This is a genomic window from Stackebrandtia nassauensis DSM 44728 (assembly GCF_000024545.1).
GTDB classification, from domain to species: Bacteria; Actinomycetota; Actinomycetes; order Mycobacteriales; family Micromonosporaceae; genus Stackebrandtia; species Stackebrandtia nassauensis.
Genome location: NC_013947.1, coordinates 4,162,942 through 4,187,342, shown reverse-complemented (window position 1 = coordinate 4,187,342; position 24,401 = coordinate 4,162,942). Strand labels below are relative to the sequence as shown.

At 68.8% G+C, this 24,401-nt stretch carries 25 protein-coding genes; 16 read left to right on the top strand and 9 right to left on the bottom strand.

Going from position 1 to position 24,401, the window contains the following annotated elements:
- Positions 1–108: 108 nt before the first annotated feature.
- Positions 109–963: an SDR family oxidoreductase gene (locus SNAS_RS19335; RefSeq protein WP_013019146.1), complete on the bottom strand. Its 855-nt coding sequence runs from the start codon at positions 961–963 to the stop codon at positions 109–111.
- Positions 964–1,098: 135 nt separating this feature from the next.
- Between SNAS_RS19335 and SNAS_RS19330 the strand changes: the two genes are divergently transcribed.
- Entirely contained in the window at positions 1,099–1,494 is a 396-nt protein-coding gene (locus tag SNAS_RS19330) for a winged helix-turn-helix transcriptional regulator (RefSeq protein ID WP_013019145.1), read from the top strand.
- Between the two features lie 42 nt (positions 1,495–1,536).
- Entirely contained in the window at positions 1,537–3,033 is a 1,497-nt protein-coding gene (locus tag SNAS_RS19325; RefSeq protein ID WP_483012337.1) for an MFS transporter, read from the top strand.
- Between the two features lie 133 nt (positions 3,034–3,166).
- On the opposite strand, the gene SNAS_RS19320 is transcribed toward SNAS_RS19325, so the two are convergent.
- Entirely contained in the window at positions 3,167–3,898 is a 732-nt protein-coding gene (locus tag SNAS_RS19320) for a class I SAM-dependent methyltransferase (protein WP_013019143.1), read from the bottom strand.
- Between the two features lie 179 nt (positions 3,899–4,077).
- Between SNAS_RS19320 and SNAS_RS19315 the strand changes: the two genes are divergently transcribed.
- From SNAS_RS19315 to SNAS_RS19305, 3 genes are all read left to right on the top strand, one after another.
- A complete protein-coding gene (locus tag SNAS_RS19315) occupies positions 4,078–4,923 on the top strand; it encodes an SGNH/GDSL hydrolase family protein (protein WP_013019142.1) in 846 nt (281 codons plus the stop codon).
- A gap of 68 nt (positions 4,924–4,991) precedes the next feature.
- Positions 4,992–5,588: a TetR/AcrR family transcriptional regulator gene (locus SNAS_RS19310; protein ID WP_013019141.1), complete on the top strand. Its 597-nt coding sequence runs from the start codon at positions 4,992–4,994 to the stop codon at positions 5,586–5,588.
- Positions 5,589–5,726: 138 nt separating this feature from the next.
- Entirely contained in the window at positions 5,727–7,145 is a 1,419-nt protein-coding gene (locus SNAS_RS19305; protein ID WP_013019140.1) for an APC family permease, read from the top strand.
- Here the strand turns inward: SNAS_RS19305 and SNAS_RS19300 are convergent.
- A complete protein-coding gene (locus SNAS_RS19300) occupies positions 7,129–7,557 on the bottom strand; it encodes a GNAT family N-acetyltransferase (protein ID WP_013019139.1) in 429 nt (142 codons plus the stop codon). The genes SNAS_RS19305 and SNAS_RS19300 overlap by 17 nt on opposite strands.
- A gap of 106 nt (positions 7,558–7,663) precedes the next feature.
- Between SNAS_RS19300 and SNAS_RS19295 the strand changes: the two genes are divergently transcribed.
- Entirely contained in the window at positions 7,664–8,992 is a 1,329-nt protein-coding gene (locus SNAS_RS19295; RefSeq protein ID WP_013019138.1) for a C1 family peptidase, read from the top strand.
- On the opposite strand, the gene SNAS_RS19290 is transcribed toward SNAS_RS19295, so the two are convergent.
- A complete protein-coding gene (locus SNAS_RS19290) occupies positions 8,989–9,474 on the bottom strand; it encodes a GNAT family N-acetyltransferase (RefSeq protein WP_013019137.1) in 486 nt (161 codons plus the stop codon). The genes SNAS_RS19295 and SNAS_RS19290 overlap by 4 nt on opposite strands.
- A gap of 21 nt (positions 9,475–9,495) precedes the next feature.
- Complete coding sequence (gene msrB, locus SNAS_RS19285; RefSeq protein ID WP_041625052.1) at positions 9,496–9,933, bottom strand: peptide-methionine (R)-S-oxide reductase MsrB; 438 nt, start codon at positions 9,931–9,933, stop codon at positions 9,496–9,498.
- Between the two features lie 173 nt (positions 9,934–10,106).
- Between msrB and SNAS_RS19280 the strand changes: the two genes are divergently transcribed.
- Complete coding sequence (locus SNAS_RS19280; protein WP_144300566.1) at positions 10,107–10,541, top strand: hypothetical protein; 435 nt, start codon at positions 10,107–10,109, stop codon at positions 10,539–10,541.
- 5 nt (positions 10,542–10,546) lie between these two features.
- Here the strand turns inward: SNAS_RS19280 and SNAS_RS19275 are convergent, their stop codons facing one another.
- Positions 10,547–11,206, bottom strand: coding sequence for a DUF3159 domain-containing protein (locus SNAS_RS19275; protein WP_013019134.1), 660 nt, complete (start codon positions 11,204–11,206; stop codon positions 10,547–10,549).
- A 118-nt stretch (positions 11,207–11,324) separates the two neighbouring features.
- Here SNAS_RS19275 and SNAS_RS19270 point away from each other — a divergent pair, with 118 nt between their 5' ends.
- Positions 11,325–12,335, top strand: coding sequence for a TY-Chap domain-containing protein (locus tag SNAS_RS19270; protein WP_144300565.1), 1,011 nt, complete (start codon positions 11,325–11,327; stop codon positions 12,333–12,335).
- Positions 12,336–12,344: 9 nt separating this feature from the next.
- Here SNAS_RS19270 and SNAS_RS19265 read toward each other — a convergent pair whose 3' ends face one another.
- Complete coding sequence (locus tag SNAS_RS19265) at positions 12,345–12,767, bottom strand: MarR family winged helix-turn-helix transcriptional regulator (protein WP_013019132.1); 423 nt, start codon at positions 12,765–12,767, stop codon at positions 12,345–12,347.
- Positions 12,768–12,904: 137 nt separating this feature from the next.
- On the opposite strand from SNAS_RS19265, the gene SNAS_RS19260 reads away from it, so the two are divergent.
- The 4 genes from SNAS_RS19260 (at position 12,905) to SNAS_RS19245 (ending at position 17,928) form a co-directional block, all read left to right on the top strand.
- Positions 12,905–14,083: an MFS transporter gene (locus SNAS_RS19260; RefSeq protein ID WP_013019131.1), complete on the top strand. Its 1,179-nt coding sequence runs from the start codon at positions 12,905–12,907 to the stop codon at positions 14,081–14,083.
- Positions 14,084–14,197: 114 nt separating this feature from the next.
- Entirely contained in the window at positions 14,198–14,890 is a 693-nt protein-coding gene (locus tag SNAS_RS19255; RefSeq protein WP_013019130.1) for a response regulator transcription factor, read from the top strand.
- A complete protein-coding gene (locus SNAS_RS19250) occupies positions 14,887–16,338 on the top strand; it encodes a sensor histidine kinase (RefSeq protein WP_013019129.1) in 1,452 nt (483 codons plus the stop codon). Before SNAS_RS19255 ends, SNAS_RS19250 begins: the two co-directional genes overlap by 4 nt.
- A gap of 21 nt (positions 16,339–16,359) precedes the next feature.
- Complete coding sequence (locus SNAS_RS19245) at positions 16,360–17,928, top strand: sulfatase family protein (protein WP_013019128.1); 1,569 nt, start codon at positions 16,360–16,362, stop codon at positions 17,926–17,928.
- 214 nt (positions 17,929–18,142) lie between these two features.
- On the opposite strand, the gene SNAS_RS19240 is transcribed toward SNAS_RS19245, so the two are convergent.
- On the bottom strand, positions 18,143–18,754 hold the full coding sequence (locus SNAS_RS19240; RefSeq protein ID WP_144300564.1) for a hypothetical protein: 612 nt from the start codon (positions 18,752–18,754) through the stop codon (positions 18,143–18,145).
- Between the two features lie 256 nt (positions 18,755–19,010).
- Positions 19,011–20,042, bottom strand: a complete 1,032-nt coding sequence (gene trpS / locus SNAS_RS19235; RefSeq protein WP_013019126.1) for a tryptophan--tRNA ligase — start codon at positions 20,040–20,042, stop codon at positions 19,011–19,013.
- A 297-nt stretch (positions 20,043–20,339) separates the two neighbouring features.
- On the opposite strand from trpS, the gene SNAS_RS19230 reads away from it, so the two are divergent.
- The 4 genes from SNAS_RS19230 (at position 20,340) to SNAS_RS19215 (ending at position 24,273) form a co-directional block, all read left to right on the top strand.
- On the top strand, positions 20,340–21,482 hold the full coding sequence (locus SNAS_RS19230) for an acyl-CoA dehydrogenase family protein (RefSeq protein WP_013019125.1): 1,143 nt from the start codon (positions 20,340–20,342) through the stop codon (positions 21,480–21,482).
- A gap of 10 nt (positions 21,483–21,492) precedes the next feature.
- Positions 21,493–22,635, top strand: a complete 1,143-nt coding sequence (locus SNAS_RS19225) for a CaiB/BaiF CoA transferase family protein (protein WP_013019124.1) — start codon at positions 21,493–21,495, stop codon at positions 22,633–22,635.
- A gap of 66 nt (positions 22,636–22,701) precedes the next feature.
- Complete coding sequence (locus SNAS_RS19220; protein ID WP_013019123.1) at positions 22,702–23,685, top strand: AraC family transcriptional regulator; 984 nt, start codon at positions 22,702–22,704, stop codon at positions 23,683–23,685.
- Between the two features lie 33 nt (positions 23,686–23,718).
- Positions 23,719–24,273, top strand: a complete 555-nt coding sequence (locus SNAS_RS19215; RefSeq protein ID WP_013019122.1) for a GNAT family N-acetyltransferase — start codon at positions 23,719–23,721, stop codon at positions 24,271–24,273.
- The last annotated feature ends 128 nt before the right edge of the window (positions 24,274–24,401 follow it).

Genomic DNA, 24,401 nt, shown 5'->3' with positions numbered 1-24,401 from the left:
TGGAGCTGGAGCTGGAGCTGGAGCTGGAGCTGGAGCGCGCGAACGCGGCCGGGCTCGGGAACGCGGCGAAGCTGGGGCCATCGGCGGTGGACGGCCCCAGCGACTGTCCTACTTGAGCGCCGCCGTGACAGCTTCCGACAGCGGCGTGGTGTCGCGGCCGATCAGCTTGTGCAGCTCCTTGCCGTCGTCCTCGAGGTCGCCGCGCGCCACTCCCGCGTCCCAGTCGGCCATCAGCTCGGCCATGAACTGCGGCACTCCCGCCGCGGTGAGGGCCGCGATGTGGTCGGCGCTGGGCAGGTCGCGGTAGACGACGGTCTTGCCGCTTTGGGCCGCCACCTCGGCGGCCAGTTCGCTGTAGTCGAAGCTCGTGTCGCCCGCCAGTTCGTAGACCTTGCCGCTGTGACCCTCGGTGGTCAGCACGACCGCCGCGGCCTCGGCGTAGTCGGTGCGGGCCGCGGCCGCCGCTCGTCCGGTGCCCGCGCTGCCCAGCCAGGCGCCGTGCTCCAGGGCCGGGGCCAGGTGTTCGGTGTAGTTCTCCAGGTACCAGCCGTTGCGCAGCATCACGAACGGGATCCCGGAGTCACGCACCACGTTCTCGCTGGCCAGGTGCTCGACGGCCAGGCCGACGCCGGAGCTGTCGGCGCGCAGGATGCTCGTGTACGCGATGAGGCCGACGCCCGCCGTCTTGGCGGCCTCGACGACGCGGGTGTGCTGCGCGACCCGTTGGCCGATCGCGTTGCCCGACACCAGCAGCAGCTTGTCGGCCCCGGCCAGCGCGGCGGGGAGGGTCTCGGGTTTGTCGTAGTCGGCCTGCCGAAGCTGGACGCCCTTGGCGGCCAGGTCGGCGGCTTTGGCGGGGTCGCGGACCACGGCAGCGAGTTCGGCGGCGGGGACGCCGCGCGCCAGCAGGTGCTCGATGGCCAGACGGCCCAGGGGTCCGGAGGCTCCGGTGACGACGATCATGAGGGTTCCTTTCGGGACGGCCGCACACGAACCCGTGTGCTTTCCGTCAAGCATGCACTAACTTTTAGAAAGTGCCAATGTTATGGTTAGCGCAATCTGGACAACCCGTGCTGACTCCCAGGTAACTTGGATGTCATGTCAGCCAGCCCCGACACCGGCCCCAGCGACGAACTCGTCGCCGACGTCTTCGACCGCAAATGTCCCTCGCGCGGCGTCATGGAGCATGTCGGCAGCAAGTGGGGCATCCTCAGCCTCACCGCCCTCGACCAACGACCGATGCGCTTCAACGCCTTGCGGCGCACCGTGACCGGCGTCAGCGAGAAGATGCTCTCCCAGACGCTGCACACCCTGGAACGCGACGGGTTCGTCCACCGCGAGGTGCACACCAGCATCCCCCCGCACGTCGAGTACAGCGTCACACCGCTGGGGCACCGGGTGGCCGTCAAACTCGCCGAACTCATCGACCTGCTCGAGGACACTCTGGACGAATCGGTCGCGGCCCAGGAGGCCTACGACAAACGTGTCGCATGACACCGGAAACGACCGGGCCGCAACGGGTCGGTGGCTGTTAGCGTGCCGGTCGTGCCCCGACGCTCCCTGGTTCTCGCGATCATCCTGCTGTCCACGCTGACCTTCCCGCTGACGATCACCGGTGCCTCGCTGGCGCTGCCCGACATCCAGTCCGACCTGGACTCCGGGCTGGCGGCGACCCAGTGGGTCGTCAACGGCTACAACGCCAGCTTCGCCGGGTTCCTGGTCTTGACCGGATCGCTCGCCGACGTGTTCGGCCGCCGCCGGGTCTTCGCCGCCGGGGTGGCGCTGTTCTGTGTCACCGGCCTGACCGCCGCCGTCCTCGACGACATCGCGCTACTCAACGCCGTGCGGGTGCTGGGCGGCATCGGGGCCGCCGCGGCGGTCTCGGCGGCCGGTTCGATCCTGGCGGTGACCTTCTCCGGCCCGGCCCGGGCCCGCGCCTTCGGCCTGCTGGGCACCGTCCTGGGCGCCGGCCTCGCCTTCGGGCCGACGATCGGCGGCCTGCTGGTGTCCGCGCTGGGATGGCGCGGCGTCTTCCTGGTGCCCGGCGCCTTCGCCGCCGTGGTGCTGTCGCTGACCTGGTTGCTGCCCAAGGCATCCGGCGCACCCGGACGCCGCGTCGACTGGGCCGGGGGTGTCCTGTTCACCACCGCGCTGCTGCTGTTGATCACCGTCATGGTGCAGGGCCCCGAATGGGGATTCGGCAGCCCGCTCATCATCGCCGGGTTCGCCGCCGCGGCGATGCTGGCGGTCGCGTTCACCCTCGTCGAACGACGCCAGCCCGACCCGATGTTCGACCTCGGACTGCTGGTCAACCCGCAGTTCCGCTCCTGCGTGATCGCGGCGGGCGCGATCGTCGTCGTCCTGGTACCGCTGCTGGTGTACCTGCCGTCCTACCTCATCGCCGTCGTCGAACTCGACGCCGGAGCCGCCGGAATCTGGCTGCTGATGCTGACCGTGCCGACGGTGGTGCTGCCGACGGTCGGGGCGGCACTGTCCAAGCGGATGCCCACGGTGGTGCTGATGGCCGGTTCGGTGGCGGTGACCGGTGCCGGTTGCCTGCTGCTGGTCACCATCGGACCGGACAGCACCCCGCTCGGGTTGCTGGGTCCGTTGGCGCTCATCGGTTCCGGCTTCGGCCTGTCCACCGGCTTGCTGGACGGGATGGCCATCACCAGTGTCCCGGTGCGACAGTCCGGAATGGCCTCGGGCATCTTCAACTCGTCCCGGCTGGCCAGCGAGACCGTCGGCATCGCGGCAGTCGGCGCGGTGCTCGCGGCGCTGAGCGGCGGCCGGCTGAGCGGACCGTCCTACACCTCGGCGTTGCACACCGTGTGCCTGGCGCTGGGCGCATTCGCCGCCGCAGCGACGGTTCTGCTCATCGTCCTGTCACTGCGGACGACCCGGCGCCGCGAACCGCCCTGGCCGCGGGACGCCCCTAGGCCCGCCGGGCCAAGCCACCGCCCCGCTAGCGACCAGCCCGCGAGCCTCGGGCAAGAGCCGGATCCGTGGGTGGCACCGACCGCGCGTTACTAGCCTGCAAAGCACTGGCACGAGCTGGACTCGCGAGCTGCGCTGACCGCGCGCTGCCAGCCTGCGCGCTTTCGGTACGAGCCGGGCCAGCGGGCGGCACCGACCGCGCGCCCTCCACGGCCGGTGCCTCGCGCGGCTACAGCCGGGTCGCGGCCAGCTTCCACACCGGCAGCCGCAGCCGCCCCGCGTCGTCGACCTCCAGCTCGTCCACACCGGTCGTCGGTGCGCCCATCGAGGTCAGCAGCCCCGCGAAGTCCTCGCGGCCGAACACCGCCGTGTAGCGGTCCAGCCGCAGCTCGTCGATGCGCCAGCCGGTGCCGAACGCGTCGCGCAGCACTTCCTCGTTGATCGGGAAGGGGACTGGCATTCCGGCCGGGCCCGAGTCGGTGCCGCAGAACATGTGGACGGTCCCGCCCGGGACGCACACGCGGTGCAGCGCTGCCAGGTAGTCGTTGCGCAGTTCCGGTTTGAGGCAGTGGAACAGGGCGCTGTCGATGACGGTGTCGAAGCGGGCGTCCAGGCCCGCCAGCCGGGTGGCGTCGCCGACGACGAAGTCGACCTCGACGCCCTTGTCGGCCGCCCGCTGCCGGGCCTGTTCCAGGGCGGTGGGGGAGATGTCGACCCCGGTGACCCGGTAGCCGCGACCCGCCAGGAACAGGGCGTTCTCGCCGAGTCCACAACCGACGTCCAGGACCGTCCCCCGCACCTGTCCGGCGGCCTCGACGGCGACGAGCACCGGCTGCGGTTCGCCGATGTCCCAGGGCGTGCTGGGAGCCCCCTCCGGGAGCCCGTCGATGAGTGGCCCGCCCCGGTATACCGACTCGAAGTCGACATCGCTCAGCGATGCCTGGAAGTTGGACTGTGTCATGGCCGCCTCCTTGGTCGAAATAATTCATCGTGTGTTGAATAACGTAGGTGCCTCAGGTTGACTTGTCAACGGACGTCAGGAAATCCGGTCATTGTGATAGGGCGCACGTTGCACATTAGTGAGTGCTCACTTACCTTGGTTAGTGAGCACTCACTCTCCAAGCCTTCCGGGAGCCCGCCATGACCGAAACCCCACCCGCCAAACCCCGCCGACGGCTGCGCCGCGTCCTGATCTGGACCCTGACCCCGGTGCTGATCCTGGTCGCCGCGCTGGCGCCGTTGGTCTACCTGACCTTCCTGCGCGACGCCACCCTCACGCCGCAGGAGTTCCTGGAATCCGGCGACACCGGCGACGGTCCGGTGGTCGTGATGGCCGGCGCCAGCACCGTGCACGGCATCGGTTCGTCCGACTTCGTGTCGCTGCTGCGGCAGCGCCTGGGCGGCGAGGGCCACCAGTTCGTCAACGCCGGGATCAACGGCCACACCAGCGCCGACCTGCTGGCCCGCTCCGACGAGATCGTAGAGGTCAAACCCGACGCCGTCGCGATCCTCGTGGGCACCAACAACGCCCTCGCCGAGAACGAGACCGGACCGGCCGTGCGCGACTACCGTCGCGACCTGGACGCGCTGGCGAAGAAGCTGACCACCGGCACCGACGCCGCACTGGCCTTCTATTCGCTGCAACCCCTCGGCGAGGACCTCGACGACGCCGACAACAAGCGGCTCGCCCGCTTCAACGCCACCGTCGAGGAAGTCGCCGCCGACCACGACGCGACCTACCTGCCGCTCAACGAGACCCTCGCCAAGACCATCCGCGCCGAGGACGGTTCACAACCGTGCGACTTCTCGCTGGCCACCGCCGCCACGGCGGGCTTCCGTCACTACTACCTGGGGCAGAGCTGGGACGACGTCGGCGCCGCCAACGGCTACACGGTCCTCATCGACGGCGTCCACCTCAACGACCGGGGCGCCAAGGCCGCCGCCGACCTCGGCGAGGACTGGCTGCGCGACCTCGAACTCGGTTGACCGGCGAGCCCCGCGTCCACAACGGTAGGTTGGGTGCGCCGCCAGCCGCGCCCGGGAAAGGAGACCCAGTGTCCACACGCGACAAGATCCTCGACGCCGCCGCCGAGGTCATCGCCGAGCGGGGACTGGCCCGCGCCACCACCAAGGCGATCGCGGCCGCCGCCGGATACTCCGAGGCCACACTGTACAAACACTTCGACAGCAAGACCGAGCTGTTCACCGCCGTGCTCGTCGAACGCTCACCCGGCGACCTGTCCGGCGCGCTGGCCCGGCTGCGGCGGCCCGAAAGCCTCGACGACCACGCGGCGGCACTGACCGACGTCGCGGCCGCGGCCGTCGACTTCTACCGGCAGGGCTTCCCGATGGCGGCGTCGCTGTTCGCCGAACCGGAACTGCTGCGCGCGCACCGCGCCGACCTGGAGCGGCTGGGCGGCGGTCCGCACCTGGCGGTGGCGGCGGTGGCCGCGTTCCTGGACGAGTGCCGCGCGCGCGGCGAAGTGGCGCACGGCATCAACGTGGACGCCGCGGCCGCCCTGCTCATGGGGGCGTGCTTCCAGCGAGCGTTCCTGTCGCATTTCAACGGGCCCGACGACGACGCCGGAACCACCCGCGCCTTCGCCGCGTCGATCACCGCGACCCTCATCGCGGGAATGCGCCGCAACTGAACCAAATGGATACTCCAGGGGCCCATAATCGTGCTGTCGGTGAATCCCCGTCCACTGTCCGAAGTCACCGTCCATGAAAGTCAAAGAATCCGTGTGTCGGGGGTAGCCAAAACCAATCGAGTTTGGTAATTCTTTCCGATGGCCAATTCTCCGGTGACCGATGTACCCGCTGAGGACATTCCTCCCACCGAACTCAAGCGGGCGATCGGCCCCAAACTCCTGCTGCTGTTCATCGTCGGCGACATTCTCGGCACCGGCATCTACGCCCTGACCGGACAGGTCGCCAACAAGGTCGGCGGTGCACTGTGGATTCCGTTCGCGGTGGCGTTCATCGCCGCGTTCCTGACGGCGTTCAGTTACCTGGAACTGGTCGGCAAGTACCCGCGCGCCGCCGGAGCCGCCCTGTACACGCAGAAGGCGTTCGGCATCCACTTCCTGACCTTCATGGTCGCCTTCACCGTCATGTCCTCGGGCATGACCTCGGCCGGTTCGGCCGCCCGCGCGATGGCCGCCGACTTCTTCCCGCAGGTGTTCACCTGGCTGCCGGGCACCGACTCGTCGATCATCATCCTGGCCGCGACCATGCTGGTCATCTTCGGCGTCGTCAACCTGCGCGGCGTCAGCGAATCCGTGTGGGCCAACGTGATCTTCACGCTCATCGAGCTGACCGGTCTGGCCATCATCATCGTGGTGTCGATCGCGGCCGTCATGGCCGGTGGCGACAACATCGACGCCGGACGTCTGCTGGAGATCAACACCGGCGACAGCTCGGCCTTCTTCGCCGTCGTCGCGGGAACCTCGCTGGCGTTCTTCGCGATGGTCGGCTTCGAGGACAGCGTCAACATGGCCGAGGAGACCACCAACCCGCGCATCTTCCCCAAGGCGATGCTGACCGGTATGGGCATCGCCGCCGTCATCTACATCTCGGTGGCGGTGCTGTCGTCGTGGGTCGCGCCCACCGACGTCCTCATCGGAGACGACGAGGCCAACCCCGGCGCCGGCGCGCTGTTGCGGGTGCTGGAGATAGGCGCGCCCGACTTCCCGCTGTGGGTCTTCGGCCTGATCAGCATCTTCGCGGTGTCGAACTCGGCGCTGATCAACATGCTGATGGCCTCGCGGCTGGTGTACGGCATGTCGCGCGAGAAGGTCATCCCGAAGGTCTTCGGACGGGTCGCGCCGACCCGCCGCACCCCCTGGGTGGCGATCATCTTCACCTCCGCCATCGCCATCGGCCTGACCTCCTACGCCAACGTCGGCGACCTGGGCGGCACCACCGCGCTGCTGCTGCTGGCGGTGTTCACCATCGTCAACATCGCCGTGCTGGTGCTGCGCCGCAAACCCGTGGAGCACAAGCACTTCAAGGCACCCACCATCGTGCCGATCATCGGCGCGCTGATCAGCGCCTTCCTGGTCGGTCCGTGGTCGGGCCGCGATCCCAAGCAGTACCAGATCGCGGGCATCCTGCTGGCGATCGGCATCGTGCTGTGGGCGATCACGTTCGCGTTCCAGAAGATGGGCGCCAAGCGCGACGACAGCAGCCCTAAGGCCGACGCATGAGGACGTGCGGAATGTCGTCCTCAAGGAACTGTGGTCCCTGGACGGCGAAACCGTAGCGTTCGTAGAACGGCACCACCGACACCTGCGCGTGCATCCACACCGGAGTCTCTCCGGTGTGGATCAGCGCTGTCTCGACCAGTTTCCCGGCCAGCCCCTGGCCCCGGGAGGCCGCTTCGGTGCACACCCGGCCGACACGGAAGCCGTCCGGTTCGGCAGTAATTCGCAGATAGGCCACCACCCGGTCGTTCTCGGTGGCCCACACGTGCCGGGTTTGCGGCTCGGTGTCGCGTCCGTCCAATTCGGGATACGGACATTTCTGCTCGACGACGAAGACATCGGTGCGCAGCCGCAGCACGCCATAAAGCACCCATAGATCAAGTTCAATAAATAGTGCGCTCGATATCGTGAACATGTGACCATGAGAGCACGTCACCTTGCCTGGGCAACGCCCCCGGTAAGGACTAGGCTGCCAGTACGGTCGTTTTGTTAACCCCCTCGCAAAGGAGCGCACGCAAACCATGGACGCCGCCCTCACTGCCTCACACATCGCGGCACTGCGTGCCGACTTCGCTGCCAACCGAGCCCACAAAGCGGTGCAGAACGCCCTGGCCCGCACCCCGCTGCAGGACGTCGCCCTCGACCACGAGATCGCCACGTCCATCGACTCCAGCGTCTCCCACCACCTGGACGACTGGAAGGTCACCAACCAGAAGCGCAGTGGCCGCTGCTGGATGTTCGCCGGACTCAACCTGCTGCGTCCGGCCGCCGCCAAGGCGATGAACGTCAAGGACTTCGAGTTCTCGCAGGCGTACACCCAGTTCTACGACAAGCTGGAACGCGCCAACTTCACGCTGGAGAACGTCATCGACCTGGCCGGGGCCGACGCCGATGACCGCACCCTCGTCCACGTCCTCAAGACCGCCATCGACGACGGTGGACAGTGGAACATGTTCGTGGCCCTGATCGACAAGCACGGTCTGGTGCCCAAGTCCGCGATGCCCGAGACCCACTCCTCGTCCCACACCGCCGAGCTCAACGCGAGCCTGCAGACGATCCTGCGCGACGGCGCGGTCCGGCTGCGCGACGAGGCCGCCGCCGGTGCCGACGCCACCGCGCTGCGCAAGTCCAAGAGCGAGATCCTCGAGACCATCCACCGGGTGCTGTGCCTGCACCTGGGCACCCCGCCGCAGAGCTTCAACTGGCAGTGGAAGGACAAGGACAACGTCTTCCACCGCGACGGCGTCATGACCCCGCGCGAGTTCGCCGACAAGTACGTGAAGCTCCCGCTGGACGAGTACGTGTGCCTGGTCCACGACCCCCGCAACGAGTACGGCCGCACCTACACCGTCGACCGGCTCGGCAACGTCGTCGGCGGCCAGCCCGTCGTCTACCTCAACGTCGACATCGACGTGATCCGCGACCTCACCGCCAAATCCATACAGGACGGCGAACCGGTCTGGTTCGGCTGCGACGTCGCCCCGCAACTCCACAAGAAACTCGGCGTCTGGGACGCCAACCTGTTCGACACCGAATCCCTCTACGGCTTCGCCCCCACCATGGACAAGAAACAGCGACTGCTCTACCAGCACACCGCGATGAGCCACGCCATGCTGTTCACCGGCGTCAACATGCTCGACGGCGAACCCACCCACTGGCGAGTCGAGAACAGCTGGGGCAACGACAACGGTGAGGACGGCTACTACACCATGAACGACTCGTGGTTCGGCGAGTTCGTCTTCGAGATCGCCGCCCGCCGCGAGAACCTCCCCGCCGACCTGGCCGCCCAGCTCGACACCGACCCGATAGTCCTGCCCGCCTGGGACCCGATGGGCTCCCTGGCCTCCTAACCGCACACGAGGACGGTGTACTCGACCTCGCGTCCGCCCTCGACGCAGACGTGTACACCGTCCTCGACGAATCCCAGCGACTGGAACAGCCGCAGGCTGCGGGTGTTCCACGACTGCACCACCGCTCGCAGCCGCGGCTTTCCGCTGTGAGCGCGCGCGAAGGCCACCACGGCGGCGGCGAAGGCGGGGCCGTGCCCCGAACCGGTGAACCGCGGCCGCATCCCCACCCCGAGGTCCTCGACGCCCTCGGCCTTGACCAGCCCCGGAACCCGGGCGTCGAAACCCAGGCAGCAGAACCCCACCAGTGACCCGTCCTCGGCTCCGGTCACGGCCCAGTAGCCGTCGGCGGCCTGGAGCAGGCCGTCCTCGGGACGGGAGTCGTAGATCGACCAGTCGCCGCCGTAACGCCAGTCCGCGATGTCGCGCGCGTCGGCGGTCGTCAGTGGACGGATGTGCAGCCGCTTCGGCCAGGTGCTCGTCACCCGTCGATTGTCGCGGCGGCGTCAATCGGTTTTGGGGCGCAGCTTCAGGCTGATCGAGTTGATGCAGTAGCGCTGGTCGGGCAGGTCCTTGGGGGCCAGGCCCTCGCCCTTGAACAGGTGGCCCAGGTGGGAGTCGCAGGACGCGCAGCGGACCTCGGTGCGGACCATCCCCAGTGAACTGTCTTCCAGGAGGGTGACCTTGTCGGGGTCGGCGTCGGCGAAGGAGGGCCAGCCGCAGCCGGAGTGGTATTTGGTGTCGCTGGTGAACAGTTCGGCGCCGCAGGCGCGGCAGCAGTAGACGCCGACGGTCTCGGTGTCGGTGTACTCGCCGGTGAAGGGGGCTTCGGTGCCGCCTTGACGCAGCACCTTGAACTCCTCGGCCGTCAGCTTGGCCCGCCATGGATCTTCGGTCACGCCGTCCACGTTAGCTCGCGGATCGTCACCACGAACGGTAGACATATGGGTATGTATGACCGTTTAACGGCCAATGTGGTCGCGTCAACTCGCCGACTGTGCGACCATCGGCTTGCCGTGCGGTATGCGGTGACGACGAAAGCGCGTGGAGGTGGGCCGTGTCCGGGATGCTGCCGGTGCGATTTCGGCCGACCTCAAGACAGATACTGGGCCGGGCGATGCTTGTCGGATTGCTGACAGCTGTGGTGGTGGCCATACCGGTCGTGGTGCTGTGGGCGCGAGGTGAGCTGGTGTGGTGGGAAGTCCTGTTGCTGCCGGTGGGCTGCGTGGCCGGGGCGCTGTTGGCCGCGCCACTGTTGCGGCGGGGTGGGATCGATGTGGATGAATCCGGGGTGCATCCGGTGATACCCGGTCCCGCGCGGCGGGAGTTCGCCCCCTGGCACCACATCAACGACATCCGGGCCGAGCGGCGGGGTGCGCGGACCGTTCCGGTGATCTACCTGGACGGTGACCGGTCGTGGCGGTTGCGGGTGCCGTACGACGGGGTCCTGTTGGGTGGCGATCCGCACTTCGACGAGAAGTTGTGCACCATCCGGAACATGTGGGAGACACACCACACCTGGCAGCGGGATCCCGTCGCCGGGGACGACTGAGCCGGTCAGGGCGCGACGGGCTCGGTGACCGGGTGGCGCAGTCCCGGGTGGTCGTCAGGCAGGCTGCGGCGCAGGACCCACCAGCTGACCGCCAGGCACACGGCAACTAGCGGCCAGGTCAACACGGCCTGGGCCACGGCGAGCGCCCCCGCGAAACCGAACCACCACAGTGGAATGAAGACCAGGAGCCGGACCGCGTACTGGCCCACCCAGATCCAGGAGGCGCGGCCGTAGGCCCGCACCAGCGCCGGGTCGCGGCGCCAGCGGATTTTTTGACCAAGTACGACACCGACCACGACACCCAGCAGCGGCCAGCGGATCACGATGCTGATCGCCCAGGCCAGCAGGCTGCCGCCGTTGCTGAGGATGCGCAGCAGGAAGAAGTCCTCGGCCCGCCCGGTGTACAGGGCGATCATGCCCGCCACGCACACCCCGGCCAGTCCCACCAGGACCGAGCGCGGCTTGCTGCCCCGGCCCAACCGCCAGGCCGCCAGGGCGGCGCTGGCCGCCACGGCGACCGCGACGCCGGTGAGCACCGAACCGGACGACAGCCACCACGCCAGCCCGAAGGCCAGCGGCGGGATCGTCGCGTCGACGGCACCCCGACGTCCGCCCAGCAGGGAGGCCAGTGACTCGTCGGACCGGCCGGATGAGGATGCAGCCACGAGTTCACCTTAGACGGCACTGGCAGGCGACTTAGGTCAGCCTTATCTATTCATTAACCGTGCGGTAACTGTTGGGGCGGCTCGCGTGCGCGCGAGGCTCGATGGCAGTATGCGGTGGATGTTTGGTACCAGGCGCCTGACCAACGAGCAGCTGACCCAGCTGTTGCGTCGGCTTCAGCGCGTCGAGTTCGGCCGATGGACCCAAACCGATGTGACCAAAGCCATCGGCGCTCTGGGCTGGGACCTTCAACACGGCGAGGTCGACGTCGGCATGTGGCGCGCCGAGACCGGCTACGAGACCGGCGCGGCCATCATCGACCGGATCCCCCCGACGGCCAACGTCCGCAGCGTCAACGAGTTCTACGCCATCGAACTGATGGTGCTGCGCTCCGCGGTGCGCGGCGAAGCCGGTGAACAGCACCGCACCAACGTGTTCCGCGAGGCACTGTCCACGATGCTGGCCGAGTTCGGCCCCCCGGACGTGCGCGGCGGCGACGGCGGCCCCTGGGCCCGCTGGCGCGACAAGGAACTCACCGTCGAACTTCACCTGCGCCGGTTTCACGGCGGCGTGGCCATGCGACTGCTGGCCACCGACGCGCTGGAACAACTGGAGGCCGACAGCATCCGACGCGGCGACGTCTCCGGCTGGACTGCCTACACCCGCCGCCCCGAACTGCCCTCCGAACCGGCCGTCAACGACATCGGCGAGTTCACCGCCCGGCTGTCGGGCGTCCTGATGGACCTCGCCGTCGACGTGCCCGTGGTCGACACGGCGGGCACCATCATCCTGCGCACCAGCGACTGGTCGGCCCGCTACGCGCTGGCCTCGGTGGACGGCGCCATCCGGGTGGAGGCCTCCGCGGCGGTCAAGGGCCAGTACCGCGAGGGCCTGGGCTACCTGGCCGGACTCGGCTACCGGGAACCCTCGGGGCGGGTCCCCAACTGGTCCCGCGAGTTCACCGACGGCGGCCGCGACTCGACCTCGGCCGCCGCTCACATGATGGTGGACGCCTTGCGCGCCTTCGGTATCGACGACCTGCTCGACATCGTCTACGACGCCTTCACCGCCGACGGCGAACGCATGTACCTGCCGGTGCTGGGCATCGCCAGCGCCGACTCCATGGGCTGAACGGGCGGGTCAGTTCAGCTCGTCGAGTGATTTCACCAGATCGGCATACTCCGGTTCGGCGCTCGCCTCGATCAGTGCTGCCTCGAGGGCTTCGTCGTGGGTGGGAGCCGCTGCCGCGTGTACCGCGATTCCGGTTTCGGTGATGTCGGCATAGATGCCGCGCCGATCGTCCGGGCACAGGTAGCGCTTCACCAGGTCCCGATCCTCCAGCCTGTTCACCAGCCGTGTGGTGGCGCTCTGACTCAGCACGATGGCTTCGGCGATGGCCTGCATCCGGTAGTGGCGTCCTTCCATTTCCTGTTCGGACAGCAGGTGCAGGACGCAGTACTCGTTGACGCTCAGGTCGTGGGTGGCCTGCATGGCCCGCTCGATCCGGTCCTCGATGCGAGCGTGCAGTGCGGCGAGTCGGCGCCAACCTCGTGCTCGTGACATGGCCCACCTTCCCGGGGACTTGCGGTCAAAGTAATTGCGTGGTCAAATAGTCGGCGTGTGCAAATAACTGGCGTATGCAACAAAAGGCGCACGCCTGTTATTTCGCAACCATCCCAACTATACGCAAAGGAAGCAATATGCCCATCGCACTGCTGGCGCTGGTCATCAGCGCCTTCGGCATCGGCACCACGGAATTCGTGACCATGGGCCTGGTGCCGCAGCTGACCGCCGAGTTCGACGTCTCGGTGCCGACCGTGGGACTGCTGGTGTCGGCCTACGCGTTCGGCGTCACCGTCGGCGCCCCGATCCTGACGCTGCTGGGCGCCCGGGTTCCCCGCAAGACCATGCTGCTGAGCCTGATGGGCTTCTACCTCGCCGGGAACCTCATCTCCGCGCTGGCCCCCAGTTACGGCGTCCTCATGACCGGACGCATCGTCGCCTCCTTCACGCACGGGGCGTTCTTCGGTATCGGCGCGGTGGTCGCCGCCAGTCTCGTCGCGCCCGAGAAGCGGGCCCGGGCCATCGCGTTGATGTTCACCGGCGTCACCCTCGCCAACGTGCTGGGCGCGCCCGGCGGCACCGTCGTCGGACAGCTCATGGGCTGGCGGGCCGCGTTCTGGGCCATCATCCTCATCGGAGCGATCGCGTTCGTGGCGCTGTGGGCCCTGGTTCCGGCCCAGCCCCGGCCCGCCGACGCCGGTATCGCCCGGGAGCTGGCGGTGTTCAGGCGGCCGCAGGTGTGGCTGGCGCTGGGCATGACCGTGATCGGCTACGCCCCGGTCTTCGCCGTGTACACCTACATCGAGCCCATCCTGCGCGAGTCGGCCGGATTCGGCGCGGCCGCCGTGCCGATCATCATGGCGCTGTTCGGCGTCGGCCTGGTGCTGGGCAACCTGTACGGGGGACGGATGGCCGACCGGCGGCTGATGCCGACGGTGTACCTGACGCTGGCGGGCATCACGGTCGTGGCCGGGGCGTTCTGGTTCACCGCCGGGTCGCAGATCGCGATCACCGTGACGGTGTTCGTGTTCGGGTTCATCGGTTTCGCCTCGGTGCCGCCGTTGCAGATGCGGGTCCTCAACGAGGCCGAGGGCGCCCCGGCACTGGCCTCGGCCGCCAACATCGGCGCGTTCAACCTCGGCAACGCCCTGGGGCCGTTCCTGTCCGGCATCACGATCGAGGCCGGGCTGGGACTGGGCTCGGCGGCCTGGGTGGGCGTGGCACTCGGTGTGGTCGGGCTTTCCATCGCCGTCGTGTCCGGCACCATGGACCGGCGCGCGGCCCGCGTGCCGCGTCCCGAGCCGGTGCCCGCCTGAGTCGAACCCGTCGGTGGGCCCCGGCCGGTATGGTGCACACACATCGGCCGGGGTTCGGGCTGCCGCACGTCCGTCCTGAGTGGGTCCCGGCCGCGAGCGCTTGGAGGTCGAGACATGGCGACACCCCAGCCCAGCCGTGGCCTGGTGCTGATCGCCGAGGACGACGCGGCCATCGCCGACCTGGTGAGCATGTACCTGCGGCGCGACGGTTTCGGTGTCCGGGTCGAGACCGACGGGGTCGGGGCGCTGACGGCGATCCGCAGCGTGCGGCCGGTCGCGGTGGCGCTCGACATCGGACTGCCCGGCAAGGACGGCATCGAGCTGTGCACCGAGCTGCGCGCCGCCGGGGACTGGACACCGGTGCTGTTCATGACCGCCCGCGACGACGAGGTGGACCGGTTGCTGGGCTTGGAGATCGGCGCCGACGACTACATCACGAAGCCGTTCTCGCCGCGCGAGCTGACCGCGCGGGTTCGCACGGTGCTGCGCCGCGCGTCGGGCGGCTCGGCCGCCACCGAGGCGCTCACCGTCGGCGCGGTCCGGCTCGACCCCGCCCGCCGCCGGGTCTGGGCCGCCGACGCCGAGGTCGAGCTCACCGTCACCGAGTTCGACCTGCTGGCCAGCTTGATGCGCAACCCCGGGCAGGTCTTCGCCCGCGAACAGCTGCTGTCCGCCGTGTGGGGGTACACCGCCTCGGCGGGCACCCGCACCGTCGACGTCCACATCGCGCAGCTGCGCGGCAAACTCGGCGACCACAGCCCGATCAGGACGGTCCGCGGCGTCGGCTACGCGGCGGACGCGTCATGACCCGGGCACCGCGTGGACTCGCCAGCCGGATCACGGCGCTGTGCCTGCTGGTCGCCGTCGTGACCGTCGTGGTCTCCGGCGTCGTCGCCGACCGGCTCATCGCCTCCACCGCCGACGACCTCAACCGGGAGGCGTTGACGCAGCAGGCCGACGGTGTGGCCGAGCTGGTCAAGCCCGAGGACCACGACAAACCGCTGCTGGGCATTCCCCGGATCGTCAAGGTGCTGCGCGGCCAGCAGGTGTCCATCGTGGTGCGATACCCCGACGGGCACTACGGCAAGTCCGGAGACACGGCCCAGACCGCCGCCCGGCAGGCCGGACTGGACAAGGTGGAACCCGGCAAGGCGAAATCCAAACTCGTCACCGTCGACGGCCGTGACCTGCGAGTCGAGGCGCGCGGCCTGGAACCCGGCCTGTCGTTCGCGCTGGTGCGTCCGGTGAAGGTCAGCCAGGACTCCGGCGAACAGCTGCTGCGCAACGTCCTGCTGGCGCTGGCCATCGGACTGGCGGTGGCCGTTGCCGCCGGGCTGCTGCTGTCCGCGCCGCTGTCGCGGCCTTTGCGCGACACCGCGAAGGTGGCGTTGGCGATGCGGCAGGGCCGCCGCGACCTGCGGGCGCCGGTCGGTGGCGCTGCTGAGGTCGCCGAGGTGGCCCGGTCGGTGAACGAGCTCGCCGACGCGTTGGGCCACAGCGAATCCCGGCAACGTGACTTCCTGCTGTCGGTGTCCCACGAACTGCGCACGCCGTTGACGTCCATCAAGGGCTTCGCCGAATCGCTGGCCGACGGCGTCGTGGACGGCGACGACACCCGCCGGGTCGGCGGCACCATGCTCGCCGAGGCCGACCGGCTGGAACGGCTCGTGACCGACCTGCTCGACCTGGCCCGCATCGGCGCCGACGAGTTCCGGCTCGACCTCACCGACATCGACCCGCTCGACATCGCCCGCTCGACCGCCGAGGCGTGGCGGCCGCGCTGCGCCGACCGCGACATCGACTTCCGCGTCGAGGCACCCGAGGCCACCTCGCCGGTGCTGGCCGACCCGCGACGGCTGCGGCAGGTCCTCGACATCCTGATGGACAACGCCGTACGGCTCACCCCGGCTGCCGCGCCACTGGTGCTGGCGGTGACCGAAATGCCTGCCGCCGTAGCGATCGCGGTCCGCGACGGCGGCCCCGGGCTCAGCGAGGACGACTACCCGGTCGCCTTCGAACGCGGCGCGCTGCACGCTCGATACCGGGGCCGACGACAGGGCGGATCCGGGGTCGGATTGGCGCTGGCACACCGGCTCACCCACCGGATGGGAGCCGAACTGACCGTCGGAGCCGCCCCCGAAGGCGGCGCCGCGTTCACCGTCACGTTCGACCAGCCCACATCTTTACAAGACCCGAACACGACCCCCACAGCCCGCGAACAGCCCTCCCGCACTGTGGATTCAGCAAACCCGTAACCCATCCGAAGGGCAACAGCCATGCGGCTGCGCAAGAGTCTGCTGGCGGTGGCGATCGCCGTGTTCGCGATCGTGTCCGCCACCGTCGGTGCCGTCGTCGTCTTCGGCGACGACGCGACGTCCAACAAGGACAAACCGAACATCATCTACTTCCTCGTCGACGACATGTCGGCGGATCTGCTGCCGTACATGGACACGGTGAGCTCGCTGGCCGACGGCGGCACCAAGTTCGACAACTATTTCGTGTCGAACTCGCTGTGCTGCACCTCGCGGGCGACCATGTTCACCGGCCAGCACCCCCACAACTCCGGCGTGCTGGGCAACACCCCCGAGGACCACGGCGGCTACGAGTACTTCGAACCCCTGGAGGACGAGACCTACGCCAAGCAGATACAGGACACAGGGGACTACCACACCGCCTACCTCGGCAAGTACCTCAACGGGTACAAGATGAAGGAGGGCTACAAGGTCCCGGCCGGTTGGGACGAATGGCACGTCGCCGACGGCGGCGGCTACAACGAATACGACTACAAGCTCAGCGAGTACACCGGCGGCGACGACAAACCCATCAGCGACGGCGACGGGAAGTACCTGGTGGACCTGATGGCCGACCGCGCCGTCGAGTCCATCGACCGCTCCCGCGACGCCGAGAAGTCGTTCTTCGTACAGGTGGCACCGTTCTCACCGCACTCCGGCGTCGGCAAGGACGGCGGCCCGCGGTTCCCACCGGCCAAACGCGACCGCCCCGGTGCCGACGAGAAGCACGGCGACTGCGGCAAGGTCGACTGCGCCGACCTCGACGTCACAAAGCTTCCGGGATTCAACGAGGACACGAAGGACAAACCCGACTGGGTTCGCCAGAAACCACTCACCGACAAGGAGATCAAGGAACTCAACCGCGACTTCCGCAACCGCGCCCGGATGGTGCAGTCGGTGGACGACATGGTGGAGAAGGTGACCAAGTCGCTGTCACAGTCCGAACTGGACAACACCTACATCATGTTTGGCTCCGACAACGGATTCCACCTCGGACAGCACCGGCTCATGCGCGGCAAGACCACCGCCTACGACCACGACGTGCGCACCCCGTTCCTGGTGAAACGCCCCGGCTCCTCCGGCGGCGACTCGATCAAGAGCGACGAGATCGTCCAGAACGTCGACCTGTACCCGACGCTGATCGACATCGCCAACGGCGACGAGGACGGCCCGACCGACCGCGACGGCCGCAGCCTGCGGCGGCTCATAGACGGCGAGAAGGAACCCGACTGGCGAAACGCGGCATACGTCGAGCACTACAAGTCCCCGAAACCGGGAACCGGCGACCCCGACGCCGAGGACCTCGGTCCCAAGAAGGGCAACTCGTCTCCGCCGACCTACGACGCGATCCGCACCGCCCAGGACCTGCTCGTCGACTACAAGGGATACGAGCAACCGGAGTTCTACGACCTGGACGCCGACCCCTACCAGCTCGACAACAAACCGGACGACCCCCGAGCCGACGAGCTGAAGGACCCGCTCGCCGATCTGGCCAACTGCGGCAAGAAGGGCCACCCCGACTGCTGGGAGGCCGCCCACATCGGAGCCGACTGACAAATAGACCGCCCGCGCCCCGATCGGCGCGGGCGGTCTGTTCCGTGCCGCGTCCGACGGTGCGGGCGGTCTGTTCCGTGCCGCGTCCGACGGTGCGGGCGGTCTGTTCCGTGCCGCGTCCGACGGTGCGGGTGATCTGTTCCGTGCTGCGGCTGACGGTGCGGGCGGACTGTCCGCGCTGCGGCCGAGTGCCGGTCGACCGCAGCGCGGGCGGTCACGCGAAGGTGCCTGCTGATGGATCGATCCACTTGACACGGTCGGGGCGCTCACCGGTGTCGATGTAGCGCTTGACGGTATCCACGGCCCAGTTCGGTGATACGCGCGTGTGGTTGACGGGGATGTCTTCCAGGCCGGTGCGGGTTTCGAAGGTGTGAGTGTGGTGGATCGTGGGTTCGCCGTCGGGGTGGTGGACGGCGTGGAATTCGGGGACGGTGCGGCCGGGCTCTGTGGCGATGTTCCCGTCGGATCGCAGGTAGGTGTTGGCGCCGTCGGTGGCGACCTCCAAGTGCGGCTGTATCCCGTCGTCGGTTTCGGGGCCGATGGTGGCCACGCACCGATGACCGTCCTGGCCGACGGTGCTCTTCAACGACACGAACAAAGCCGCGACGGCAGCATCGTCGTCCAGGGGCGCCCAGTAGTCCGATCCCATCATCGCCGCATACGCGTTCAGTCCCAGACGTTCGCCGACCGCCTTGAGATCCGCGGGACCGGTCGGCTTCTTCAGGCCGGTCTTCTCAGACTCCTGAGCGGGCGCGCTTTGGCTGGCCCCGATGCTGGCGAGGTACGCGGCGACGTGCTCGTGGACGGTGGTTTCGGCCTCGGCCATGCGGTCCAGCCCGGCCAATGCCGCCGCAAGGGCGTCGATCGCGTTACGAAGCTGACAGCTGGCCGACCCTCTGGCTATCCCCGCCATACGGCCTGCCGCTTCTTCAACAGCCGCTCGCCCTCGAGCCGTTAACGTGCAGCCCTCAGCCACGGTCGACAGCGCGGCCCGAACCGCAGTACATGCGGCGGGCGGGGGAGTGGTGGGCCTGCCCGCGCCGCGGCCGGGTGGCGGGCGGTCGCGGCGCGGATCGGGGCGGTCAGGCGAAGGTGCCCATTGCTCGGCGTACCCGGTCGAGGGTGTCGTCGGCGATGGTGCGGGCTCGGGTGTTGCCCTCGGTGATGATTCGGCCGACCTGGGCGGGGTCGGCCGCCAGTTCGCGCCGTCGTCGTCGCAGCGGGGCGAAGAACTCGTTGACCGCCTCGGTGCAGGTGCGTTTCAGGTCGGCGGCTCCCGACAGGCTTTCGGCGACCTGTTCGGGTTCCTGGCCGGTGCACAGTCCGATGAGGAGCAGCAGGTTTGATACTCCGGGGCGGTTGGCCGGGTCGTAGTTGATGTGGCGGTCGGCGTCGGTGACCGCGCTCTTGATGAGCCGGGCCGTTTCGTCGGCGGTGGCGCTCAGTGCGATCGCGTTGCCCCGGCTCTTGCTCATCTTGGTGCGGCCGTCCACACCCAGCAGTCGTGGTGCCGGGGACAGCAGGGGTTTGGGGACCGTGAAGACCTTGCCGTAGCGGTCGTTGAAGCGCCGCGCGATGGTGCGGGTCAGTTCCAGGTGTGGGAGTTGGTCGTCCCCGACGGGTACGACGGTGGCGTCGCAGAACAGGATGTCGGCGGCCTGGTGGGCCGGGTAGGTGTAGATGAGGCCGCTGACGCTCGCGCGGCGGGCGGCGGCGATCTCCTCCTTGACGGTGGGGTTGCGGTCCAGTTCGGCCGTCGACACCAGGCTCAGGAACGGCAGCAGCAGTTGGTTCAGCGCCGGTACCGCGCTGTGGGTGAAGATCGTGGAGCGTTGTGGGCTGATGCCCGCTGCCAGGTAGTCCAGCACGATCTCGTGGATGTGTCCGGACAGGTCGGCGGCGATGTCGCGGTCGGTGAGGACCTGGTAGTCGGCGATGACGACGAGTGAGTCCACGCCCTGGTTCTGTAGGCGGACCCGGTTGCGCAGGCTGCCGAAGTAATGTCCGATGTGGAGTTTGCCGGTGGGGCGGTCTCCGGTGAGCATTCGGGCGGTGCCGGGGCGGGAGCGGATCTCGTCCGGCACGGTCAGCTGGTTGGTCGCGATGGTGGTCACGGTGTCTCCTTGAGGATTGACGCGGGCCGTGGGACGCCCGTCGTGCGGAAACACCGAAGGCCGTCACCATGGACGGCCCTTGCGGATTGTTGAGATACGCGTCGTGCGCCGTCCTAGGACGGCCACCAGTTGAGGTTCGTTGATCGACGCATGTCGCAAGGCTAACACGGCGGTCTTCGGGGGGCGTCCGATCGGCGTGATCGACTGAGTCAGCCGACGCGAGCGGTCCGGTCATGGGACACGGCGGCGGAGTTCTCATAGGCTTGGGCGCACACATCCGCCGAGCCGGGAGTTCCCATGCGCCGTGACATCTTCACCGACGAGCACGACGCGTTCCGCGAAACCGCGCGCACCTTCGCCGAACGCGAGATCGTTCCGCACCACGGACAGTGGGAGGAGGACGGACTGGTCCCACGGGAACTGTGGACGGCCGCCGGACGGCAGGGCCTGCTGTGTGTGGACCTGCCGGAGAAGTACGGCGGCGCGGGCCTGGACGACTTCCGCTATCACGCGATCGTGGCCGAGGAGCTGGCCCGCTCGCGTGCCACCGGGGTGGGTTTCGTCGTCCACAACGACATGGCCGTGCCCTACCTGAGCCGGCTGGCCACCGAGGAGCAGAAGGACCGCTGGTTCTCCGGACTGTGTGCCGGTGAGCTGATCGCGGCGATCGCGATGTCCGAGCCCGGGGCGGGCAGTGACCTGCAGGGGATCGCCACCACGGCGGTCCGCGACGGTGAGGACTATGTGCTCAATGGCCAGAAGACGTTCATCACCAACGGGATCCACGCCGACCTGGTGATCGTGCTGGCGCGCACCGACCCCGAGGCCGCGCACCTGGGGTTCTCGTTGTTCGCGGTGGAACGCGGCATGGAGGGCTTCGAACGCGGCCGCAAGCTCGACAAGATCGGCATGCGGGCGCAGGACACCGCGGAACTGTTCTTCAACGACGTGCGGATCCCGGCGGCCAACCTGGTGGGGGAAGAGGGCAAGGGCTTCATCTACCTGATGGAGGGACTGCCGCGCGAGCGGCTCGCGATCGCCGTGGTCGGGCAGGCCGGTGCCGAGGCCGTGTTCGACGAGACCGTGGAGTACGTCCGCGGTCGCAAGGCGTTCGGGCGCAACATCGGCAAGTTCCAGCACGTGCGGATGACGATGGCCGAGATGAAGACTGAGCTCCACATCGGACGAACCTTTGTGGATCAGTGCATGCTCGCCCTCAACGCCGGTGAACTCGACGTCACCGAGGCGGCGATGAGCAAGTGGTGGATCACCGAGATGCAGAAACGGGTCACCGACCAGTGCCTGCAACTGCACGGCGGCTACGGATACATGAGTGAGTACCCCATCGCCCAGGCCTATCTGGACACTCGCGCGCAGACCATCTACGGTGGTACCACCGAGATCATGAAAGAGATCATCGGCCGTTCCCTTGACCTCTAGGAGCAAACGCATGGGCCCGCTTTCGGGGATCCGGGTCATCGAGCTGGCGAGTCTGGCCCCGGCACCGTTCACCGCCACCGTCCTGTCCGACCTGGGCGCCGAGGTGCTGCGGCTCGACCGCGCCGAGACCGTGCCGTCCACGACCGGGAGCCCGCCGCCCGAACCCTTGGGGCGGGGGCGCCGGTCGGTGGCGGTGGACCTGAAGCGGCCCGGCGGCGCCAGCCTGGTCCTGGACCTGGTCGGCCGCACCGATGTCCTGCTGGAGGGTTTTCGGCCGGGCGTGTGCGAACGGCTGGGCATCGGCCCCGACGCGTGCCTGGCCCGCAACCCCCGGCTCGTCTACGGACGGCTCACCGGCTGGGGCCAGACCGGGCCGCTGGCGCAGCGCGCCGGTCACGACATCAACTACCTGGCGCTGTCGGGCGCGCTGTACCCGATCGGGCCCGCCGACGGCCCGCCCACCCCGCCCATCAACTACGTCGCCGACTTCGGCGGCGGCGGGATGCTGTTGGCCGTCGGCGTGCTGGCGGCCCTGTTCGAACGGGAACGCTCCGGGGCCGGGCAGGTCATCGACGCGGCCATGACCGAGGGCGCCGGGCTGCTGTCGTCGCTGCTGCACGGCCTCAAGGCGCGCGGCATGTGGAGCGACGAACGCGGCGGCAACCCGTTGGACGGCACCGCGCCGTTCTACGGCACCTACGCGTGCGCGGACGGTGGGTTCGTGGCCGTGGGCGCCCTGGAACCGCAGTTCTACGCCGAACTGGTCAAGGGGCTCGAGCTGATCGACCCGCCGACCCAGTACGACCAGTCCGGCTGGCCCGAAGCCCGCCGCCGGTTCGCCGACGCCTTCGCCAGCCGCACCCGCGACGAGTGGGCGGCGGTCTTCGAGGGCACCGACGCCTGTGTCACGCCGGTGCTGACACTCGACGAGGCGCCCGACCATCCGCACAACCGGGCCCGCGCGTCGTTCACCGAGGTCGCCGGACTGCGGCAGCCCGCGCCTGCGCCCCGGCTGTCGCGCACCCCCGGCGCGGTCGCCGGACCCGCCCCGCAGCCCGGCGAACACACCCGCGCCGCCCTGACCGACTGGGGCATCTCGGCCGAGGACCTGGCCGGACTGTTCGCCACCGGGGTGCTGTCTGAACTGGAGTGACGGCCGAAGTGGAGTAGCCGCCCGAGGTAGGTTGTGCAACGCGACCCCTCAACTGAAAAGGCGGCCATGTCGGGCAGGACCATCGCGATCCACCACGTCAACGCCGCGCTGCGCGGCGCCCGCGCCAGCGGTCTGGACGTGGAGCCGGTGCTGCGTGCCGCCGGAATCCCGCCGCGCCTGTGCGAGGAGGAACGCGCCCGCGTCACCCCCGACCAGTTCACCCGCCTGATCCAGGGGCTGTGGCTGGCGATGGACGACGAGCTGATGGGCTTCGGGCCGCAGCCGTCGCGGCGCGGCACCTTCGCCATGATGTGCCACGCCACCATCGGTTGCCGCAGCCTCGGGCACGCCCTGCGCCGGGGCACCGCGTTCTATGCCCTGTTTCCCGGCGCGCCCCGGGTGGCCATCGACCGGGGCGACGGCCGGGCCGCGATGAGCTTCGCGCTGCCCGGCTTCGACGACCCCGACCACTTCCTCACCGAGTCGCTGCTGGTCATCTGGCACCGTTACTCCAGCTGGGCCATCGGACGCCGCATTCCGCTGGACGGCCTCGACCTGGCGTATCCGGCGCCGTCGCACGCGGCCGAGTACGACCTGATGTTCGGCTGCCCGCTGCGGTTCGGCGCCCCGACCACCGTGCTGACCTTCGCCGAGCGCTACCTGGACTATCCACTGTTGCAGGACGAGGCGAGCCTGCGGGTGTTCCTGCGGGACTCCCCGGCCGATCTGCTGGGGCGCCGCGACTATGACTCCAGTGTCGGGGAACAGGTGCGGCGCATGCTGACCCATGGAACCACCACACTGGACGCGGCTGCCGCGCGGCTGGCGGTCAGCCCGCAGACGCTGCGGCGTCGGCTCGCCGCCGAGGGGACCTCGTTTCGGGCGCTGAAGGACCAGTTGCGCCGCGACGCCGCGATCGAGGCGCTGAGCCGGGGCGATGAGTCGATAGAGGATTTGGGGCGACGGCTGGGGTTCTCCGAGGCCAGTGCTTTTCATCGGGCGTTTCGGCGCTGGACCGGGGACTCGCCGGGGTCGTATCGGGGTCGCTAGTGTGGACGGTCCGCGCCCTGGAGAGGACCACGTATGCGTTACGACGGCACCGCGATACTGGACATCGCCGACGAGATCAGCGGCACCTACGCTGAGATCTTCTCGCAGCCGCCGTGGAACAAGGCTCACGACAGTGACCCGGACGTGGTGATGCGGGGGTTTCGCACCCGGCTGGACAAGGACATGGAGCGGCCCGGGTTCCGGGTGGTCGTGGCCCGGTCTGCGGCCGGGATCGACGGGTTCGCGTCGGGATGGGTGACGCCGTCGCCGTATCCGGACAACCGGGCGTACGGCAAGGTCAGCGACAGTATCGGCGCCGAGGCGGTGGCGGAGCTGCTGGTCGGGGCCATCGAGGTGGACGAACTGGCGGTGCGGGAGCGGGCTCGCGGCAAGGGGCTGGCCCGTCGACTGCTGGCGGACCTGACCGCTGACGCTCCCGAGGGGCGGGCTTGGCTGTTGACCTGGACCGGGGCGCCCGAGGCCGTGGAGTTCTACGAGCGGCTGGGCTGGTACCGGGTACCGGTGGTGCCCGGACGGGAGAACGACATCGTGACGTTCCTGGCGCCGACACATCCCCGGGCGGTCTGACCACGGGCCGGTTCCGGCGGGGCCCAGGGAAACTCCGCGTGAAGATCAGGTGCTTGATCCACAAGAGTGGCGCCGGTCGACGAGGTGGCGATAGTGTTATATATATCGATTTAGCAATGGTCAACGTC

Bases quoted from the DNA above. Each gene is read 5' to 3' on its own strand.
- SNAS_RS19335 (WP_013019146.1), bottom strand. From the start codon at position 963: ATGATCGTCGTCACCGGAGCCTCCGGACCCCTGGGCCGTCTGGCCATC.
- SNAS_RS19330 (WP_013019145.1), top strand. From the start codon at position 1,099: ATGTCAGCCAGCCCCGACACCGGCCCCAGCGACGAACTCGTCGCCGAC.
- SNAS_RS19320 (WP_013019143.1), bottom strand. From the start codon at position 3,898: ATGACACAGTCCAACTTCCAGGCATCGCTGAGCGATGTCGACTTCGAG.
- SNAS_RS19315 (WP_013019142.1), top strand. From the start codon at position 4,078: ATGACCGAAACCCCACCCGCCAAACCCCGCCGACGGCTGCGCCGCGTC.
- SNAS_RS19305 (WP_013019140.1), top strand. From the start codon at position 5,727: ATGGCCAATTCTCCGGTGACCGATGTACCCGCTGAGGACATTCCTCCC.
- SNAS_RS19300 (WP_013019139.1), bottom strand. From the start codon at position 7,557: ATGTTCACGATATCGAGCGCACTATTTATTGAACTTGATCTATGGGTG.
- SNAS_RS19295 (WP_013019138.1), top strand. From the start codon at position 7,664: ATGGACGCCGCCCTCACTGCCTCACACATCGCGGCACTGCGTGCCGAC.
- msrB (WP_041625052.1), bottom strand. From the start codon at position 9,933: ATGTCTACCGTTCGTGGTGACGATCCGCGAGCTAACGTGGACGGCGTG.
- SNAS_RS19280 (WP_144300566.1), top strand. From the start codon at position 10,107: ATGCTTGTCGGATTGCTGACAGCTGTGGTGGTGGCCATACCGGTCGTG.
- SNAS_RS19270 (WP_144300565.1), top strand. From the start codon at position 11,325: ATGTTTGGTACCAGGCGCCTGACCAACGAGCAGCTGACCCAGCTGTTG.
- SNAS_RS19265 (WP_013019132.1), bottom strand. From the start codon at position 12,767: ATGTCACGAGCACGAGGTTGGCGCCGACTCGCCGCACTGCACGCTCGC.
- SNAS_RS19260 (WP_013019131.1), top strand. From the start codon at position 12,905: ATGCCCATCGCACTGCTGGCGCTGGTCATCAGCGCCTTCGGCATCGGC.
- SNAS_RS19255 (WP_013019130.1), top strand. From the start codon at position 14,198: ATGGCGACACCCCAGCCCAGCCGTGGCCTGGTGCTGATCGCCGAGGAC.
- SNAS_RS19250 (WP_013019129.1), top strand. From the start codon at position 14,887: ATGACCCGGGCACCGCGTGGACTCGCCAGCCGGATCACGGCGCTGTGC.
- SNAS_RS19245 (WP_013019128.1), top strand. From the start codon at position 16,360: ATGCGGCTGCGCAAGAGTCTGCTGGCGGTGGCGATCGCCGTGTTCGCG.
- SNAS_RS19240 (WP_144300564.1), bottom strand. From the start codon at position 18,754: ATGGCCGAGGCCGAAACCACCGTCCACGAGCACGTCGCCGCGTACCTC.
- SNAS_RS19230 (WP_013019125.1), top strand. From the start codon at position 20,340: ATGCGCCGTGACATCTTCACCGACGAGCACGACGCGTTCCGCGAAACC.
- SNAS_RS19225 (WP_013019124.1), top strand. From the start codon at position 21,493: ATGGGCCCGCTTTCGGGGATCCGGGTCATCGAGCTGGCGAGTCTGGCC.
- SNAS_RS19220 (WP_013019123.1), top strand. From the start codon at position 22,702: ATGTCGGGCAGGACCATCGCGATCCACCACGTCAACGCCGCGCTGCGC.
- SNAS_RS19215 (WP_013019122.1), top strand. From the start codon at position 23,719: ATGCGTTACGACGGCACCGCGATACTGGACATCGCCGACGAGATCAGC.